We start from the raw sequence: 19,203 nt of genomic DNA, 5'->3' as shown, positions 1-19,203 counted from the left end.
AGCATGAGGGCTACCCTCGCAACGCTGGTTGACGACTTCAGACGCTGGGGTCCGGCGACGGCAGTGGGGCGCCATACAGGCAATCGTCGCCATGCAACCTCTTACTCCTCCCTGGCCCGGCTGGCTGGGCGCTTCGCGGGCTACCTGGAGGCTCACTCGCTGGGCAGCGAGCAGCCAGTGCTGCTGTGGGGGCAGAACAGCGCGGAGTGGATCGGCGTGTTCTTTGGGTGTGTGCTGCGAGGCGCGGTGGTGGCGCCGCTCGATGCTGCAGGGTCGGTAGAGTTTGCGCGGCGGGTGATCGAGGATGTGCGGCCTTCGCTGATTGTGGGGGATAGTGAGCTGGTGGGGAGGCTCACGGTCGATATTCCGATTCTGGTCCTGGAAGAACTGGAGTCCGCGCTGCCCGCCGGCGAGGGGCCGGCGAATCCTGCACTGAGCGGCGAAAGTCCGCTGCAGATCCTTTTCACTTCAGGCACGACGGGAGAGCCGAAAGGCATTGTTCACACGCACCGGAATGTGCTGGCGAGCCTGACGCCGATCGAGCGCGAGATTGAGAAGTATCGGCGCTATGAGCGCTGGGTGCATCCGCTGCGCTTTCTGCACACGTTGCCGCTGAGCCATGTCTTTGGGCAATTCATGGGGCTCTGGGTGCCGGCGGTGCTGGGCGCGGAGGTGCATTTCGACACGCGGCTGGCGGCTCCGCACGTGATCGCCCTGCTGCGGCGGGAGCGCATCTCGGTGCTGGCCGCGGTGCCGCGCGTGCTCGCGCTGATGCGAACCCACCTGGAAACGGAAGATGCGGCGCTGGCGGGAAAGATTGAGGCATGGAGAGGCATCGCGGCGTGGAAGAAGTGGTGGCGCTTTCGCAGCATTCATCGCCGCTTTGGCTGGAAGTTCTGGGCGTTTGTGTGTGGGGGAGCGGCGCTGCCGCCGGAGCTGGAACGCTTCTGGAATGCGCTGGGCTTCGTACTGATCCAAGGATACGGGATGACGGAGACGACGGCGCTGATCACGCTCAATCATCCATTTCGTATCGCGCAGGGCTCGATTGGAAGACCGCTACCGGGGCGTGAGGTGCGAATCGGCCCGGATGGCGAAGTGCTGGTGCGCGGCGAGATGGTTTCGACGAAGACGTGGCAGAACGGCCGAGTGGTGGAGCGTGAGGATCCGTGGCTCGCGACCGGCGACCTGGCGGAGAAGACGGCATCGGGCGAACTGCGATTCCTGGGGCGAAAGGGCGACGCGATTGTGACGGCTGCCGGCGTGAATATCTTTCCGCAGGATCTGGAGGCGGCGCTCGATGCGCAGGCAGGGGTTCGGGCCTCGGCGGTACTGGGGGTGGACACGCCGAGCGGGCGGGAGCCGATGGCGGTGATCGCCTTTGCAGGCACGCGCGAAGAGGCGGCCAGGGCGGTTGAGAAGGCGAATGCGAAGCTCGCCGAGTATCAGCGGATCAGAAGGTATGAGCTGTGGACGGAGCCCGACCTGCCGAGAACGTCTACGGGCAAGGTGCAAAAGAGGAAGATTGCCGCGTGGCTGAGCGGGCTGGGCAAGAGCGAAGGAGCCGCGGTGAGCGGCGACTGGCTGCTGGCCACGATTGCCGCCTTGACCGGCGAGCGCACGGCAGCCGCTAACGATGCGAGCCGCCTTGAAGAGGATCTGCATATGGACAGCCTGGCGCGCGTGCAGCTGGCGGCGGCGCTGGAGGAACGCGTGGGGACGACGGGCGATGAGCAGGCGTTTCAACAGCTGCGGACGCTGGGGGAGCTGCGGCAGTGGGCCGGCCTGCAAACTGCAGCGCGCGAGCAGACGGCGGAATTAGTTGCACCGCAGGAGCGGAAGGCTGTGGCGCAGCGGCAATTTGTCTATCCGAAGTGGCCGTGGCGCGGGCCGATTGGCTGGCTGCGGGTTGCGTTTCAGGAAGTCGTGGTGCGGCCGCTGGTATGGCTACTGGCGGGGCCGCGGGTATGGGCTGCTGAGAAGCTGCCGCCGGGCGGAGGGGCGATGCTGGTCATCGCTAACCATCTTACGGCGGTCGATGTGCCGCTGGTCCTATACGGACTTCCGTTCAGAATGCGGCGGCGGATGGCGGTGGCGATGTCGGGCGAGATGCTGGACGACTGGAGACATGGGCACAGTGGCGAGTCTTGGCTGCTGGACCTGCTTGCGCCTGCGGCTTACTGGCTGGTGACGGCGCTCTTTAACGTGTTTCCGCTGCCGGGCAGCGCGGGTTTTCAACGAAGCTTTGATCATGCGGGCGAGGCGCTGGATCGAGGCTTCCACGTGCTGGTATTTCCTGAGGGGCGGCGCTCGCAGAGTGGAGAGCTGCAGAGCTTTCGCGGTGGGATTGGCCTGCTGGTGAAACAGTCAGAAGCGGCGGTGCTGCCGGTTGCGCTGGCCGGCCTGGGCGAGTTGAAGCAGGAGCGCCGGAGATGGTTTCACTCCGGCCGGGTTGAGGTGCGAACCGGTTGCCCGCTGAGGCCGAAGGGATCCGCTGACTTGGTGACAGCTGAATTGGAGGCTGAGATGCGGAATCTGCTGCGCAGACGGGAAGACGGATGAGATGAACAACGATTTTTTTACTCTCGGATGGTAACGATCCCTATTTTTGAAGGAGAATGGTAGGCGGCTATTCGAGAGGTGAAATGTCGACGTCCAGACGAGATTTTCTTAAGAGCACGATGATTGCGAGTGCGGGGGCTGCCCTGCCCTCGCTACCGATGATGGCAGCAGCGAAAACACCGACGCAGGCAGGGCTGCACAGCAGCGGCCAGAGCGCGAGCAACGCTGCGATGGAAGCAGCGGGATTTACGCGCGGGATAGGAATCTACCCGGGTGCGCCGGGGGAAAATTTCAGCCCTGAGCTGGTCCTAGATACGACGACGTATCGCAACCTTGCGCTGCTTCGGCCTGCTTACCACTCCAGCAGCTACGACTACAACCTGACAGCGCAACTAGTGACGGACGGGATGAAGGACACGCACCTGCCGCAGTGGGTTGCAACGTCGGTGAGCAGCCGCGGGACGCTGAGCAAGACGGAGCGCGAGGTGTTTCTCGATCACTTCGTGACGAACACCTACGACATGCAGGGGCTGCACCCTTCCGTGCAGATACAGCTGGGCGGAGGCGAGACTCTTCCTGAGGTCGATCGCGTGGCATTGTTCGTGGTGCTCAATGACGATGTGCCTACGGAGACGGTGACGTTTACGGTTTCGACGTCAGACGACGGGCGCATCTGGAGTGAGGCGGGGACGATAACGGGGCCGCAGCCGATCTCGCCGGTGAACTATCCGCCGGGCCTTGCGATCAAGTCTCAAATTGTCTATCCGTCGATTCCCCTGCGGCAGGCGGTGCGAAGCCGCTTTTATCAGGTGGAGTGCAGCAGCTCGGCTGAACACGCATCGCGGATTCAGTGGAGGATCGGGCAGGTTGAGTTCTACCACGGTGCGGAGCGAGTGGAGATCGGTGGCCCCTACAGCTTTACCAGTGCGTGGATGAGTGCGGGGCTGGGCGAAGAGTGGGTCTACGTGGACCTGGGCGCACGGTGCGAGTTTGACCGGGTGGCCCTGCACTGGATCGCACGAGCAGCGGCGGGCTCGATCCAGATATCCGACGATGCGAGCAACTGGCGCGACCTGCAGGCGCTGCCGGGAGGAAGCTCGCTGGTGGATGACGTGAAGCTGACGCAGCCGGCGCGCGCGCGCTATGTGCGGGTGCTGATGACGCAACCGGCGACGCAGTATGGATACATCCTGAGCGAGCTGGAGGTCTATGGCCGCGGCGGCCCAGTGGCACGGCCTAAGGCGCGGCCAGCGGCGCGCGAAGATGGGCGGTTGGACCTGGCTGGAGGCGGATGGAAGGTGCAGCGGGAGAACCTTGCAGGTGGTGCGGGGGAGGCGCTGTCAAAGAGCGGATTCAAAGATGCGGAGTGGGTAGTGGCGACGGTGCCGGGTACGGTGCTTACCTCGTATCTGAATGCGGGCGCTGTTGCCGATCCGAATTTTGGGCAGAACCAGCTCTATGTGTCGGACTCCTACTTCTACTCCGACTTCTGGTATCGCACGGAGTTTGACGCGCCGAAGCTCACGCATGACCAGGTGGCATGGCTGAATTTCGACGGCGTGAACTGGAAGGCCGATGTGTTCCTGAACGGGGAAAAGATCGGGCGCATCGAGGGCGGCTTCATGCGCGGCAGGTTCGATGTGACAGGCAAGCTGCTGACAGACAAGCCGAATGCGCTGGCGGTGCGGGTGGAAAAGAACGCGACGCCGGGCAGCGCGAAGCAGAAGACCTATGAAGTCTGCGGGAAGAATGGCGGCGGGCTGGGCGCGGACAATCCGACCTATCACGCGTCGATCGGGTGGGACTGGATTCCGACAATTCGCGGCAGGAACACGGGCATCTGGGGCGACGTCTACCTGGCTGTGACCGGCGGTGTGACGCTCGAAAATTCTGGCGTAACGACTACCCTGCCGCTGCCTGACACCTCAAGCGCAGAGATCGCGATCGAAGTGGACCTGGCGAACCACCATGCAAAGCCGGTCACCGGCATGCTGCGGGGAACGTTTGGCGAGATCAAGTTCGAGCAGAAGGTAACGGTTCCGGCGTCCGGGCGTACGAGCGTCAAGCTGAGTTCGGCGACTCACCCTCAACTGCGCATGACGAAGCCGGAGCTGTGGTGGCCGGCCGGATATGGTGAGCCGCATCTCTACGACGTGGAACTGACCTTTGAGGCGAAGGACCACAAGGTGCTGGACCGGAAGGCCTTCAAGGCAGGCGTTCGCCAGATGACGTGGAGCGAAGAAGGCGGAAAGCTGAAGCTCTGGGTGAATGGCAGACGCTTTATGGCGAAGGGCGGCAACTGGGGCTTTGGCGAGTCGATGCTCAGGTACCGCGCGCGAGAGTATGACGCAGCGGTGCGCTATCACCGTGAGATGAACTTCACGATGATTCGCAACTGGGTGGGCCAGATCGGCGATGAGGCGCTCTATGAGGCCTGCGACCGTCACGGCGTGATGGTGTGGCAGGATTTCTGGCTCGCGAATCCGTCGGATGGGCCGATTCCCGAGGACAATGCTCTCTTCCTGAACAATGCGAAGGACTTCGTGCTGCGCATCCGCAACCATGCTTCGGTTGGACTTTATTGTGGGCGGAATGAAGGCTTTCCGCCGGCGCCGATTGAAGAGGGGCTTCGCCAGCTGCTGGCGGAGTACCACCCCTCGATCCACTACATTCCCAGCTCAGCGGACAAGGTGGTGAGCGGGCATGGGCCGTATCTTGCGTTGCCTGCAACCTCCTATTTCCATAACGCGGACTCGAAGCTGCACAGCGAAATCGGGATGCCGATTATTCCTCCCATGGAAAGCGTGAAGCTGATGATGCCGGAGAAGGCGATCTGGCCGCAGGCGCTCGACTGGGGGCTGCATGACTTCTGCCTGCAAGGGGCACAGGGCGGCGCTTCGTTTCAAACCATTCTCGAAGAGTCGTACGGAGGCGCGGACAATGCGCAGGAGTGGATTTCTCTTGCGCAGTTTGTGAACTACGACGGCTATCGAGCGATGTTTGAGGCGCAAAGCAAATATCGCATGGGCCTGCTGCTGTGGATGAGCCATCCGTGCTGGCCTTCGTTTGTGTGGCAGACCTACGACTACTACTTCGAACCCACCTCGGCTTACTTTGGCTGCAGGAAAGGCTCCGAGCCGCTGCATGTCCAGTGGAACCGGACGACGGAGAATATTGAAGTCGTGAACTACAGCGGCGGCAACATGCAGGGACTGACGGCGAAGGCCGAAGTTCTGAACATGGATGGCAAGTCGATGTGGTCGAAGACGGCGTCGCTCAACAGCGCGGAGGACAGCACGGCGGAGTGCATCCGCATGGAGTACCCGGCGGGGTTGACGCCGGTGCACTTTTTGCGGCTCACGCTGACGCGTGGCGGCGATGCGATCTCTACAAACTTCTACATGCGAGGAGTGGTGGAGGGAGATTATCGCGCGATACGCCTGCTGCCGAAGGTCAGGCTCAGGGCGACGACCACCAAGGAACAGCAGAACGGACGGTGGCTGCTGACGACGGTGGTTGAGAATCCGTCCTCTGCTCCTGCGCTGATGACGCGACTGAAAGCGGTGCGCGAGACGAGCGGCGACCGCATCCTTCCGGTCATCTACAGCGATAACTACCTGGCGCTGATGCCCGGAGAGCGCGTCACGGTAAAGACGGAACTGAACCTGGCGGACGCGCGGGGAGAGAGTCCGCGCATCGTGGTGGAGGGCTACAACGTAATTGCCACGTAAAAGAGAAGGGGGCAGATTGTGATGTCACAATCTGCCCCCCTTCTGCTCTGATCGCGGCTAGACAATCTTCATCTTCACGGGATCCCAGTGAACGATGTTGTCCCGCTCATAGCTGAGGTTGCTCAGCAAGGCGGCGCCTGCGGCGCGGAAGCCGAAGACCGCATCCTCTACTACTGGCTTGCGGGTTCTCACCGAGTCGAAGAAGTTCTTGAAGTGGTCGTAGCTGTCGCTGTAACCGGGAGCGGCAACGTACTTGTCATAGCCGAGCGGCGGATCGCCCTCGGGATGGACAACTGGATACTTCTGCCTGTACTGCTCCAGAAAGCGCTGCTGCATCGCATCAGTGAATGTGCTGATGGTATAGCCCGGAGCCTTCTGACGCGGGACGCGGCTGACGCTGACCGAGTTGCCGGCGATCTCCATGGTGCCCTCGGAGCCGGTGAAGATAAGCCCTTCGCTCTCTTCGCCTCCGTCGACGAAGTTGACGCGGAGGCTCAGATTGAAGCCCTCAGGGTAATCGAAGAGCGCGAGCATTACATCCGGCACATCGCGGCCATCTTTCCAGAAACGCAGTCCGCCGGTGGCCATGGCCCTGGTGGGTCCCAGCGTGTTGGTGACGAAGTGGGTCCCGCTGAAGAGGTGGACGAAGAGGTCGCCTGCAACGCCGCTGCCGTAGGCCTTCCACTTGCGCCACTGGAAGAAGTGTTCGGCATTGAAGGGAATCTTCGGCGCGGTACCGAGGAAGCGGGGCCAGTCGCAGGTCTGCGTGTCTGCATCGAGGGGGACGGTGTAGTCCCATGCGCCGATGGCCGAGTTGCGATCCCAGCGGGCGGTGACGGTGTTGAGCTGACCGATGGAGCCCGCTGCCAGCAGCTCCTTGGCCTTGGCGTAGACGGCGGAGCTGACGCGCTGGCTGCCGATCTGGATGATGCGATTGGTGGTGCGCGCGGTCTCGATGATCTCCGGGCCGTCGGAGTAGAGATGGATCATCGGCTTCTCGCAATAGACGTCCTTGCCTGCACGCATGGCGTCGATGGCGGCTTGCTTGTGCCAATGGTCAGGAGTAGCGATGATGACGGCGTCGATATCCTTACGCGCGAGAATCTCGTTGTAGTCGCGGGTGGTAAAGACGTCCTGACCCCATAACTCCTTGCTGTGATCGAGGCGGCCCTGATAGCAGTCTGCAACGGCGACGAGCTTGATGCCCGGCACCTGCAAGGCTACCTTGGTGTCTGACTGGCCCTGACCGCCTGCACCGATGAGAGCGATCTGGAGATGATCGTTCTTCGCCATGGGGCGGTCCTGGTCGGGTAGCGTGGCGGCGAACATGTGAAGGTTCGCCCCCATGAGCGAGCCTGCGGCGGTGACACCTGCTCCTCGGAGGAAGCTTCTGCGATTCAATGTATTCATTCCCCTGCTCTCAAAAAAAGGTGAGTGCTATTTCGGCGCTGGGCCGTCCTCCTGGGTTACGGTGGCGCCTTCCCCTGGGAAGGGCCAATCCTTGTTCAGGAGTATCTGCTGCTCGCGGGTCGCCTTCGGCACGCGATTTACTTTCAGATTTTCAAAGAAGGAAACGCCCGTCTTGCCGGCGGTGGCCAGATCGATGTCGCCGTCACCGTCAAGATCCTGCGCAATGAACTGGGTGCCCGCACCTGCCGAGCTGTTGACGGCGATGGGATAGCGGGTGAAGGCGCCAGTCTTGCGATCAATCTTGTAGTAGTAGATGACGAGCGGATCGTAGGAGCCGGGATCGTGGCCCGAGTGGCCGCGATAACGCTTGCCCGTGACGAGCTCCGGCTGGCCGTCTCCATCAATATCAACCAGCTTCAAAGCGTGAATCTGGGAGTAGGACTCGTCAATGACGTGCTTCTTCCAATGGCGCTGCGCGCCTGTGCCTTGCTGCTCAAGCCAGTAGAGACCGTAGCTGTGGCCCTGGCCATAGATGATATCGAGCTTGCCGTCGTTGTTGACGTCATAGCCGATGATGGGGAAACCAGCGTCGCCCAGCTGCCAGTCTCCATGCCACTCCCATTTGTCATGGTCGGCGTCGATATTCCGGAACCAGCCGTAAGGCGTGAGGATGTCTGCTTTGCCGTCGCCGTCAACATCGGCAACGCCCACGCCGTGACCGTCCTGCGTCTTGTCTCCCACATGGTGGACCTTGGGCTGCGGGCCGGAGAAGTCTACCCAGAGAAGGCCGGAATGGTTGTAGTGCGCGAGGATAATGTCAGGCTTGCCGTCACCATTGATATCCGCCATGGTGCCGCCCTCGGTGTCGTAGCTGTCCGCGATGAGATGGCGCTTCCACATGACGCCGGGCTGCTTAGGGTTTTCGTAGCACCAGAGGCCATTGACCATCCACCCGGTGGTGATCACGTCAGGAGCGCCGTCGTGGTTGACGTCGACGGTCCACTCCCCGCTGTCGGAGACAAACTCGTTGAGAATCCCGACCGTGCGGTATTGATGGCGCTTCCACTCGCCGCCGTCGGGGCCGGGATTTTCATACCAGTAGGCGCCGCTGAGAAGATCGGGCCGGCCGTCCCCGTTCATGTCGAGTGTGGTGATGCCCTCAGCGTGATCGGTGCCGAGATGATGAGCGAGAAACGTGGCTTGCGGAACGCCGTAGGGACCGTTGCCCGGTTCAGTCCTGCGCTGGCTCTGTGCACCTGCGGGTTGGATGGTAAGTAGCGAAGCCAGGAAGAGAAAAGAAAGAGCAGCGTATTGCTTCTTCACGAACGCAGAACCTCAAATCCTTATTTGTGCCGTGCACGCGCGCGTACAACGTGACACGGTCATCACCCGCCGTCTGCGTAGAGCGCCCTGAAAGACACGCAGTCAGCAGTGCTCCAAACAATATCACAGCATCAACACGATCTTCCGCTCCCGGGGCACGGTGGCCGGAGCAGCCGTCGCGCCGTGCTGTGACGAACGTCACCGACCCTCCCAGGGCAAGGGGAGGAATCTGACTGTGTAAAGGAGAGTATCCATGAAAAGGTCCTTGCCGTTGATGGTGATCATTAGCCTGCTTTGCTTACCCACGTTTGCCCAGAAGGATGAAAACAACCGAATCGAAAATTCCGGCAAAGTGATGGTCGAGATTCTCAATGTTCCGGACGACATTCCGTCGGATGTGCTGCGAAAAGCGGAGTGCGTGATTGTTCTGCCCTCCGTGGTGAAGTTCGCCTTCGGCTTTGGAGGAAGTTATGGCCGTGGCGTGATGACCTGCCGGAGCGGCAAAAATTTCAGCGGACCCTGGAGCGCGCCGTCAATGATGGCACTGGAGGGCGGTAGCTTCGGGTTGCAACTGGGAGGCCAGGCGACAGACTTTGTTTTGCTGGTGATGAACCAGCGCGGGGCGGATTCGATCCTCAGCAGCAAAGTCAAACTTGGCGGCGACGTCTCCGCTGCTGCCGGACCTAAAGGGCGGACGGCCTCAGCCGCAACGGACATTACGCTGCGGGCGGAGATCCTGTCGTATTCGCGTTCGAGGGGGTTGTTCGCGGGCATCTCGCTCCAGGGCTCGTCGCTGCGCCCGGATAACGATGGCAATGCGAGGCTCTACGGAAAAGGGGTCACTGCGAAAGACATCGTGATCAACAGCAAGATTAAGCCTCCAGCCTCGGCCAGGTTGCTGCTCTCCACCTTGAACAAGAAATCTCCGACCAATAAGTCGGGACAGTGAAGACGGCCGACGCAAGTTAGCAAGGACTGGACCGCGGACCGCATCAGGGTGCGCGGTCCGTCCTGCGTTGGCGCCCGCTAATAGCGCAGTCCCAGCGACTGGGGAAACTCCTCCTCATCGTCATCGAGTTCCTTCTGTTGGGTGTATTCGGCCACAATCCTCCTGTGGATCATCACCAGCCCGGCGTGTGCCAGCGCAACCGCCAAGACCGCGACCAATAGATGGCTGAGGCTGGTCTCAAGCAGGGGTTCCAACCCAAGCGTGATGAGGATGAGAGGCGGAAAAAGACCGAGGTACTGGATCAGGATGAATGCCATGTTGGTTGGCGATGCAACGGGCATGCCGGTGAACGGGATGATTTTGACTCGCAGAAAAAATGCGTCGGCAAGGAGCATGCAGAGCGCGATGGCTACCAGAGCCTGTACGGCAGCTGCTCTCCAGCCACCGGCTTCGAGCGGTGCAATCATGTGGACCAGAGCGACGGTGGCGAGGCTGAGGATCGTTGCCCAGAGCTGTGTCCAGTGCTTGACGGCGAGGAACTGATCAAGGTGCGGCTTGCCCTGAATCACGCGGAAGATCCACTTCCCTTTCTGGTCCGCCGGAGCCAGGAAGGATGCACGCAGACCGGCGATCGTCCAGAAGGCGACGATGGGAACTGCTGCCCTTAAGCCATCAGCAGAGAAGCCGAAGCGCAGCTCAGCTTGCGCGAAGTGAAAACGCACGACAGAGGCGGCGATGATGGCAACTCCCAGACCGCCGTACATGACCAGATAGATACGGTAGCGCGGCACACGCAATGAGGTTTGACCGATGTAGTCGCTCATGGCCCGGCTAAGAGGCCGGAAGAAGAGGGCGGCGTGGAAAGCCTGATGCAAGGGCGCACTGAGTCCTCGGCGCGCCATACCCTTGCCGGAACCTTCAACGAGCTGCCTGGTTCGGCGCAAGTAGGCGAAGGGATAGGAGACGACAGCCACCGCGACTGCCAGTGCGGTCGCGGTGCAGGCTATCTGCGCGAGACGTGCGAAGACAGGCAGCGCTGAGGAGCCTTCGAGGAGATATTGATATAGCCCCAGAAACCAGAAGGGCGGAAGGTAGAGCACAGCTGCGCTCTTTAAGCTGAGCCACTCGCGAAGCGTTCCAGCAAGAACCGGACTGAGCAGGAGAAGAGTGAAAAGGGCGGTGATCGAAAGAGCCTGCAATGGGAGCGAGACCTTGCGGAAGAGACGCTCGCCGAGAGTGGCGAGCAGTACTCCTTGAATGGCCAGAACCAGCGCCGCGGCAAAGATGCCGCTGAGGGTGACAGAGAGAAGATGAGCGGTAAGGAAGCGGACGAGATGCGGCGGATCAGTGGAGGCAGGCAGGACGAGGGGCGCAAGGAAGTTCGAGTCAAACAAAAAGCCAACAATGAAGATGGCGATGGCCGTAATTCTCGCGAGGAATAGCTGGCGCGCCTTGATGGGGAGAGTGGAGAGCACGAATACATCAAGTCGATCCGGGAAGAAGAAATCCCACTCGAATATGGTGACGATGGCGAGAGCAACCAGCGAGTACATGACGAAGAAATAGTGATCGCCAACCTGCGCCCAGTAGGGCCGCGGCGCGCGAATGTCATGGTAGGGCGGATAAAGATACATAGCCAGGATGAAGCCGGGAAGACCGACTGCCAAGGCAACCTGGATGAGACGCTTCTTCCCTTCTCCGTCCGCTGAGGCCATTTCATTATTGAAGAAGCGTTCAAGGAAATGGCGGACCAGGAGCCGGAACGAATCAGCCTGCTCGGGATCTGTGGCCGCCATTCTGGCTTGCACCTCAAGCGAGAGCACGGCCTCCTGCGGAGCGTGGCGCGTGTGGAGATGGCTAAGCATGGTCCACCTTCATGATCTCGACGAGTTGGTGCGCGACGACTCTGGTGTCCTGCTGCTGGACAAGCTGCGCGAAGGCTCCCTCAAGCGTCGTGAGCTTCATTAATCTGGTCAACTCGGAAGGGGGCGCATCGGCAAGAACGTTACCCCGGGAGAGGACGACCACTCGATTGCAGACCTGCTCGACCACCTCCAGAACGTGGGAGATGTAGAGGATTGCCTTGCCCTGTTCGGCGAGCTCTTGCAAGAGATCTTTGAAGAGACGCGAGGATACGACATCGAGACCGGAGAGCGGTTCATCGAAGACGAGGAGCCTGGGGTCGTGCATGAGAGCGGCGGCGATCAGCACGCGCTGCTTCATGCCTTTGGAGTAAAGGAAGATGGGCGAATGGCGCCATGACTCAAGACCCAGAAGCTCAAGAAGCCTGGTCGCCTTTTTGCGGATGAGGGACTCAGGCATGCCACGCAGCCGGCCGGTCAACTGCAGATATTCAAGCCCCGAAAGATAGGTATAGATGTAAGCTTCTTCCGGGACGTAGCCGAGTGCGGCGCGAAAACTGACCAGGTCCTCACGGATGCTTTTCCCTTCGAAGAGCACCTGGCCGTCGTTCGGATGCAAGAGGCCGGTGATGATCTTTACGGTGGTGGATTTTCCCGAACCATTCGCACCGAGGTAGCCGACGATTTCACCGGCGTCGACGCGGAAACTTACGTTTTTAATGGCGGGAATGCCTCGATAGCTTCTGGACAGATTCTGCAGCTCAAGCATGGGCAGCGCTCCATTGGTACGTACCCTATGTAGCATGCTATTTATCGGCTGGTCAAATAGCATGCTACATAGGTAGAATGCCCGTCATGGCGATCGAGCCCAAGCTTTCTCATACCGCGGCGATGATTCTGCAGGCGATCAACGCCGGGCAGGTCTACGGTTTCAGCGTGATGGAAATGACGGGACTGCCCAGCGGAACGGTGTATCCGGCGATGCGGCGACTGGAACGCGATGGCCTGATCGTGTCGAAGTGGGAACAGCAGGCGATCGCGGATGCCGAGCAGCGGCCTTTGCGGAAATACTACAAACTTACGCGCGCCGGCCATGGCGCACTCGAAGCGGTTCACAAGCGTTATCCACTCCTCGAAAAATTGATTCCTTCTGCAGAGGTCAAACGGGTATGACGATTCGCCGGCTGGTTCACTCTCTTCCCGTATCGCATGCAATTCTGTGGACAGCGGCAGTGCTGGTGCCGAGGGCACGACGAGCGGAGTGGCTGGCGGAGTGGAGAGCGGAGCTCTGGCACGTGTGGAACTGCGTGAGGGACGAATCGGCGACAGCGACGCGAGAGCACGGCGATGCAGAGGTGACGGCGTTCTGCCTGGGCGCGTTTCATGATGCAATCTGGATGAGGCGGAACGAAGGGCGCTCGACGATGCGTCGCCGTTTCCAGATCGGCTCGCCATGGCGTTGCGGCGCAACGTTGATAACTCTGGCGCTCGCGAGCATGCTGCTCTGCTGCTGGCTGCCGGGCGCTCATAAGGCGATGCTGCCCTTGCCACGGCACGCAGCCGATGGCGTGGTGATGATCTCCAGCGAAGGATATGACGCAGGACGCACGCCAACGATCCGACTGGAAGACTACGAGTCGTGGAGAACGAGCGCGCGGCATCTGTTTACCGGGATTGCGTTCTACCAGCCGATACACAGGCAGGTGCGTATCGCGCGGCATCGAACAGCGGAGCTGTCGCTTGCCCGGGCCACGAGCAACCTCTTCGATGTGCTACGGTTGCCCCTCTCGGCGGAGCCGCATGCTGCGACGATGCGACCACACATGGCCCGGGTGATCCTGAGCAGGCAGGCGTGGCGGAGATATTTCAACAGCAACCCGCAGGTGGCTGGACGCACTCTTGTGCTCGCCGGGCAGCAAGCGCAGATAGCGGGGGTTGCTCCGGAGGGCGCATGGCAGCTGCCCGATGGGATCGACGCATGGATCCTGGAGGACCAGAAGACTCTGGATGCGTTGCCTGCAAGCGCAAGAGGGTTTGTGCTGGCGCAGATCAAGGCGTCGGGGTTTCCTGCCGGTGGAACGGGGCAGCGCTCCATGACCGTCTCGCGGGAGAATGGAGAAGCAGATCGCTACGACTGCGTCTCCCTGGCGCAGCATATGGAGCATCCTTTTTTTCTGTTCCTCTTCACGCTGTTCCTTGCCTGTTTAGCTCTGCCGGCAACGACGCCGCTTCCGTTGGGGGAGTATTCAGTGCGAGGCAGCCAACTCTCTTTGCTGCTGACAATCCGCCGATGGCTCTTCCTGGCGGCAAAGATTTCACTAATTCTGCCGGTGGTCTATTTCAGCTCGCTTGACCTCGCCTACGGACGGCTGCCACTCGATTCAACGACGGCGCAATATATCCAAATGGCCGCATCCTTTGCAGGCTTACTCTTCGGGCTGCGATGGGCGCTCAAAGATCAGCGCAGACGCTGCCCGGTGTGCCTGCGGCTGCTTACAAATCCAGCGCGGGTCGGGCACGCTTCGCGGAATTTTCTTGCGTGGAACGGCACGGAGCTCATTTGCGGCGTGGGGCATGGGATGCTGCATATTCCGGAGATTCCCACGAGCTGGTGCAGCACGCAGCGGTGGTTCTATCTGGACTCCTCATGGAGCAGCCTTTTCTCCGATACGTACCTGGCGCCGGCTGGGACTTCATGAGACTGAGGCTGATGGTCGGCGACGCCGGATCAGGCACAATTGGCCAGAACCCCGACGCCGACTTCGCGATGGGCTAATGCAGTCGAAGGGAAACTATGCACGTGGCGCCTCAAACCTTCTCATCGCGGTTGGGAGATACTATAGGTTGTGATTTCGATAGCAGGACTGGCGTGGAAGGTCCCTTCTGTTGTGGTGTCAGAACTTGCGCGTCTGGTGAAAGTCATACACCCGTTCCTTTTTCCGGTGAACGGTGTAGTGCTTATGTAAGTACATGCTATTCGGTTCTTGTAACACTGCTGCCTTGACCCGTATCAACAGAAGCGACTGCGCTTCTATTCGAGGAGGTAGGTGTTCTATGAGTTCTGTAACAGGTCCACGTTTACGGTTAAAACTCGCGGTTATGGCTCCCCTCGCCTTGTTGCTTCCTGCGGCTTTTGGCGGAAACGTTAACATAATCAACCCGGCAGCAAACTCAACCAATATCGGCGAAGTCTCCATTGCTGCCTCTGCGAATGAAGGCGGTCCATTTCATCTAGAGGTGTGGGATAACGGCAAAAAGCTGGGGAACGTCTTCTCTAATGCTGTGAATGCCACGTATGCTCTGTCTCTGGGGAAGCATACGACGACCATCCTTGCTGTGTCGCCTAACGGATACGTTCTGGATAGGAGCAGTGTCAGCTATCAGATAGCAGATTCGTCTGGCGCGGGCACTTCCGACTCTGTGAACATCACCAGCCCTACGTCCGGCTCAACGAGTATCAGCGCTGTGAGAATTACTGCTTCTGCGAATGTGAGCAATTCCAGCCATCTTGAGATATGGGATAACGGCTATAAGTTGGGCAATGTGCCCGGCGGGAGTGTCAATGACGTCTATGTCCTGCCTAACGGACCACACGTTCTGACGGTGGAGGCGGTGACAAACTACGGATCGGTTTTGAGCAAGAGTAGCGTCGGCTACGAAATCGCGGAAAACTGTACTACCTCCGGGTCTGTGCAGTGCAATCTGGACCAACTTGGTATCGACAATACCCAGGGCGACTGCGATCCCCGAGAGGAGAGTGCGTGGGTCGCTAACCCGTGCGGCCCGGGGGTACAAGGCGAAGGGGGAGTGGACCCGCGGAGCACCAACATTGAGCACATCGCCGAAAATGGCATAATTCCCGATCAAGGAAATCTGACACTGAATGGCCGGTCGCTCCATCTGTTGGAAATACAAGAAAGCGATCCTTCAAACGTTCTGTTCCGAGGCCAAAGCCCGACTACTGCACCATCATTAGCCTCGAACTGGACACTGGATGAGTATGTCTACCTTCCGAATCCAAGTGCACATCAGGCGTTCGAGATGGATGCGCAGTACAGCATCGATGGAATCTGGACGAAGTTCTACACGGAATGCGCATTCAATATGCGTTCTGGAACAGGCTACTGGGGAGTGTTTGATTCCGAGACAGGCGGATGGATATTCCTGAATGGCCAGATGCAAAATGGGCAAATTCCTCCTGTGGTGCCCTGCAATCGAAATCAGTTCGCTCAACCGTGGCAGGGATCAAGTAATCCTTCCTTCAGCGGCTGGCATCATGTTGTTTGGTCGTTTCTTCGCAAGAGTGACGGTACTGTGACCTACAAGAGTCTGACATTCGACGGGAATACTACTCAAATCAACTTCAGTCCTAACAGCAGGAACGGAGGGGATGTAAATGACAATGGAAAGTTTAGCGCTCTCATTCAACTAGACGGGGTGGTTAATAAGAGTGGTCAATACGATCTAGTAGATGCTTATGTCAGCGAAGTGAACCTTACCCATACCCCGTAAGGACTCCTGCTTGCTAAGTGGGCTATGACAAGGGTCCGAGATAGGGCGAAGTGCCCAGTGGCCCAAGCCCGTTCAAACCCATATCAACCTCAAGAGTAGGCTGGGGTGGAGCAATCATTGCACTAGCCGTTCATAGGCATGAGGCAAGTTCAGGACATTGGAGAATGTACCATGGCTGTTTCGCGACGCACCTTCCTGAGGTCATCTGTTTATTCGGGCGCAGGTTTAGTTCTGATACGGGCAGCAGACCCCATGCAGTTATTGGCTGCGGTAAAGAACCCGGAGCTGGCGCCTTATCTTACGGGCCAACGAATGGCGGCCACGCCGGCTACTGACTATCGCCCCTATCGATCAAAAACCGTTACTGATCCATCGCTCGCAACCTGGGTGCAGATTGACCTCGGAAGTCGCTTCGCAATCGATGCTGTCGAACTCTACCCGGCCAGTCAAAGGATGTATCCGGGACGTGATCAGTACTATGGCGGAGAGGGCTTTCCGCTCCGTTTCAAGATCGAGGGATCGGACGATCCGGAGTTTGCCAACCCGAGGATGATCGCAGATTTTACGAAGGCTGACTTTCCTGACCCACAGGACAACATAACTCGCTATGACGGCCGCCGTATGCGCGCGCGGTACGTTCGAATAACCGCGACAAGGCTCCGGCCCGTAAAGGTAGAACCGAAGGATTCAACTCCTACGGGCCGTATTCCCATAGACGGTCTCAACTTTACTTTGACGCTTGCAAAGGTCGCCGTAGTGTCTGGCGAAAAGGACGTTGCTGTCGGCTGCAAGAGCAGTGGCGATCCGATGTATAGCAGCGCCGGCGACTTAGGACAGCTAACCCGCCCGGCCCGTCAGGACGGGGAGCAAATACGATGGGACAATCCGGAGAATGTCACAGATCCATCCTCATGGACGCCTGTGAAGTATCGTGCGCAGGCGCCTGTAACAGGCGTCACCATTGGTGACGGCGTATTTCGTGCCGCAATGGAGAACAACATCCAGTACTTGCTGAACTCTTATACGGCCGACGATTTGTTGAGGCAGTTCTATGAGCGAACCGGCAAGATCAAGAACTATAAGGCGACGGGTTCAGCGATCTTCTGGGAAGAGGATCTTGCCGGCTCGAATGCGGGTCGCTTTCTGATGGGAGCTGGGAATACTGTCCGCTGGATTAAGAATCCAGAACTGGAGCGGAGGATCGAAGTTGTCGTCGATGGAATCGATGCGTGCAAAGAACCGAATGGATACATGATGGCGTATCCGGCGGATACGATTTTCTACTCGGAACGTGGCGCCTACACGCGGGCATGGCTCACGCACGGCTTGTTAGAGGCGGGATATGCCGGCAACGAAAAGGCGTTCCCGCTGCTCCGCGGCTACTACGACTGGTTCAACAAGCAAGAGCAATATCTGCCAGAGCTACTTCGCGGAGCGGTGCAAGGCGGCCAGGGCATGATAGCAAACACCCGCGTCAGCCTAAGCCCGGTGGGAAAACATGCGGATGTGCAGGTGATCCAGCGCTATTTCGAGGAGCCGGCCTTCCTGGCTGGCACCGCCGCAAAAGAAGACAAGCAAATCTGGCAATACCCTTACGACCGGCCGCATTGTTATCTGCTGACGAATCTTGAAGCCTATCTCGATATGTACCTGGCTACCGGAGATCGCCGCTATCATGACGCGGTGCTGGGGGCGTGGGAGATGTATCACCAGAGCTGGGAGCAGCCCGGCGGCAGCATCTCCATTATTGAATTCCGCCGGGATCCTCCAGGCAGCAACTATCTGCACGAAGAGCTTGGTGAACTATGCGGCAGCAGCTTCTGGGTATTCCTCAGCCAGCGCTTCCATCTCCTCAATCCTGAAGAGGAGCGGTACGTTACGGAGATTGAAAAGAGCATTTATAACGTAGCGATCGCAAATCAGGATGGAAGCTACGGGCTGAGATACCACACCCATCTGGAAGGCACCAAGGAGCAGGCCACGCGCCAAAATACCTGCTGCGAAGGACAAGGTACTCGCCTTCTGGGTTCACTTCCGGAGCATATCTATTCAGTTGCAGATGATGGCGTCTATCTCAATTTGTATGAGCCATCGACGATTAGCTGGAAGCAAGGCGCAACTACTCTCAAGCTAACTCAGAAGACGAAGTTTCCCCTGCAAACGGCGGTGCGATGCACGCTTGAGATGAGCTCTCCGACTCGTTCGATTATTCGCGTGCGAGTGCCGTCGTGGGCCTCACGCGCGATGGAGGTCTCAGTCAATGGCAGGAGTGCAGGCACCGGCAAGCCAGGCAGCTATCTGGCGCTCGATCGCACCTGGACGGATGGCGACGCGATCGAGTTCACCCTTCCCGCGCGCTTCCGCTTTACGAAGTACACAGGAGCCGACCAGATACCAGGTACTACACGGTACGCGGTAGAGTATGGCCCGATGCTGTATGCGGCGGTGGGTTCGCCGAAGATTAGGCTATCCGGATTCGGGAGTTCCGAGGAGCTGGAAAATGCATTGCAACCCATAGATGGGAAGCCGCTCCACTACAGTTTGCGCGGCAACGACAACGTGATACTGATGCCTTACTGGCAGGTTTCCCATGAGGAATTCAGCTGCTTCCCGATCGTTCGTCAGGAGCGCTCTTAGCCGCACTAACGCCGTTGCAGGGCAATTGAGGAACTGGCGGATTGTTGGAAGGGATGGTGGGCGCAGCAGGATTTGAACCTACGACTTCCACCGTGTGAAGGTGCGTCGGCAATAGCCGAATGCACATTCTAAAGGGGTTAGGAGTCGGAGGAGTGGCTAAAAACCGGCGTTCTGGGCGCTATTTGCTACCAAAATGCTACCAACTTTGCAGCGAGCT

11 protein-coding genes are annotated in these 19,203 nt (G+C 59.3%); 7 read left to right on the top strand and 4 right to left on the bottom strand.

Annotated elements, in window-relative coordinates; genetic code table 11:
• The first annotated feature begins 3 nt into the window (after positions 1-3).
• The gene (locus tag C7378_RS05340) at positions 4-2,562 is read left to right on the top strand and encodes an AMP-binding protein (RefSeq protein ID WP_131993029.1); all 2,559 of its coding nucleotides are present in this window, start codon (positions 4-6) and stop codon (positions 2,560-2,562) included.
• Positions 2,563-2,645: 83 nt separating this feature from the next.
• The gene (locus C7378_RS05335) at positions 2,646-6,293 is read left to right on the top strand and encodes a glycosyl hydrolase 2 galactose-binding domain-containing protein (protein ID WP_165876677.1); all 3,648 of its coding nucleotides are present in this window, start codon (positions 2,646-2,648) and stop codon (positions 6,291-6,293) included.
• Between the two features lie 57 nt (positions 6,294-6,350).
• Here the strand turns inward: C7378_RS05335 and C7378_RS05330 are convergent, their stop codons facing one another.
• Both C7378_RS05330 and C7378_RS05325 read right to left on the bottom strand, forming a co-directional pair.
• Positions 6,351-7,703 carry a Gfo/Idh/MocA family oxidoreductase gene (locus C7378_RS05330; protein ID WP_131993022.1) on the bottom strand — a complete coding sequence of 451 codons (1,353 nt, stop codon included), beginning with the start codon at positions 7,701-7,703 and terminating at the stop codon, positions 6,351-6,353.
• Positions 7,704-7,730: 27 nt separating this feature from the next.
• Entirely contained in the window at positions 7,731-9,026 is a 1,296-nt protein-coding gene (locus C7378_RS05325; RefSeq protein WP_207901355.1) for an FG-GAP-like repeat-containing protein, read from the bottom strand.
• A 253-nt stretch (positions 9,027-9,279) separates the two neighbouring features.
• Here C7378_RS05325 and C7378_RS05320 point away from each other — a divergent pair, with 253 nt between their 5' ends.
• Complete coding sequence (locus C7378_RS05320) at positions 9,280-9,975, top strand: lipid-binding SYLF domain-containing protein (RefSeq protein ID WP_131993019.1); 696 nt, start codon at positions 9,280-9,282, stop codon at positions 9,973-9,975.
• 77 nt (positions 9,976-10,052) lie between these two features.
• Here C7378_RS05320 and C7378_RS05315 read toward each other — a convergent pair whose 3' ends face one another.
• Complete coding sequence (locus tag C7378_RS05315; protein ID WP_131993016.1) at positions 10,053-11,840, bottom strand: hypothetical protein; 1,788 nt, start codon at positions 11,838-11,840, stop codon at positions 10,053-10,055.
• Positions 11,833-12,606 carry an ABC transporter ATP-binding protein gene (locus tag C7378_RS05310; protein WP_131995454.1) on the bottom strand — a complete coding sequence of 258 codons (774 nt, stop codon included), beginning with the start codon at positions 12,604-12,606 and terminating at the stop codon, positions 11,833-11,835. The genes C7378_RS05315 and C7378_RS05310 overlap by 8 nt, the downstream gene beginning before the upstream one ends.
• 86 nt (positions 12,607-12,692) lie before the next feature.
• Between C7378_RS05310 and C7378_RS05305 the strand changes: the two genes are divergently transcribed.
• The 4 genes from C7378_RS05305 (at position 12,693) to C7378_RS05290 (ending at position 18,986) form a co-directional block, all read left to right on the top strand.
• Positions 12,693-13,010, top strand: a complete 318-nt coding sequence (locus tag C7378_RS05305; protein WP_131993013.1) for a PadR family transcriptional regulator — start codon at positions 12,693-12,695, stop codon at positions 13,008-13,010.
• The gene (locus tag C7378_RS05300) at positions 13,007-14,536 is read left to right on the top strand and encodes an ABC transporter permease (RefSeq protein ID WP_131993010.1); all 1,530 of its coding nucleotides are present in this window, start codon (positions 13,007-13,009) and stop codon (positions 14,534-14,536) included. Before C7378_RS05305 ends, C7378_RS05300 begins: the two co-directional genes overlap by 4 nt.
• A 355-nt stretch (positions 14,537-14,891) precedes the next feature.
• Positions 14,892-16,349 (top strand): Ig-like domain-containing protein, encoded by a 1,458-nt coding sequence (locus C7378_RS05295; RefSeq protein ID WP_131993007.1) that lies wholly within the window; start codon positions 14,892-14,894, stop codon positions 16,347-16,349.
• Between the two features lie 252 nt (positions 16,350-16,601).
• Positions 16,602-18,986, top strand: a complete 2,385-nt coding sequence (locus C7378_RS05290) for a beta-L-arabinofuranosidase domain-containing protein (protein ID WP_165876676.1) — start codon at positions 16,602-16,604, stop codon at positions 18,984-18,986.
• Positions 18,987-19,203 lie beyond the last annotated feature (217 nt).

This window comes from Acidipila rosea, from assembly GCF_004339725.1.
Classification (GTDB): domain Bacteria; phylum Acidobacteriota; class Terriglobia; order Terriglobales; family Acidobacteriaceae; genus Acidipila; species Acidipila rosea.
This window is presented reverse-complemented; position numbering and strand designations above follow the sequence as displayed.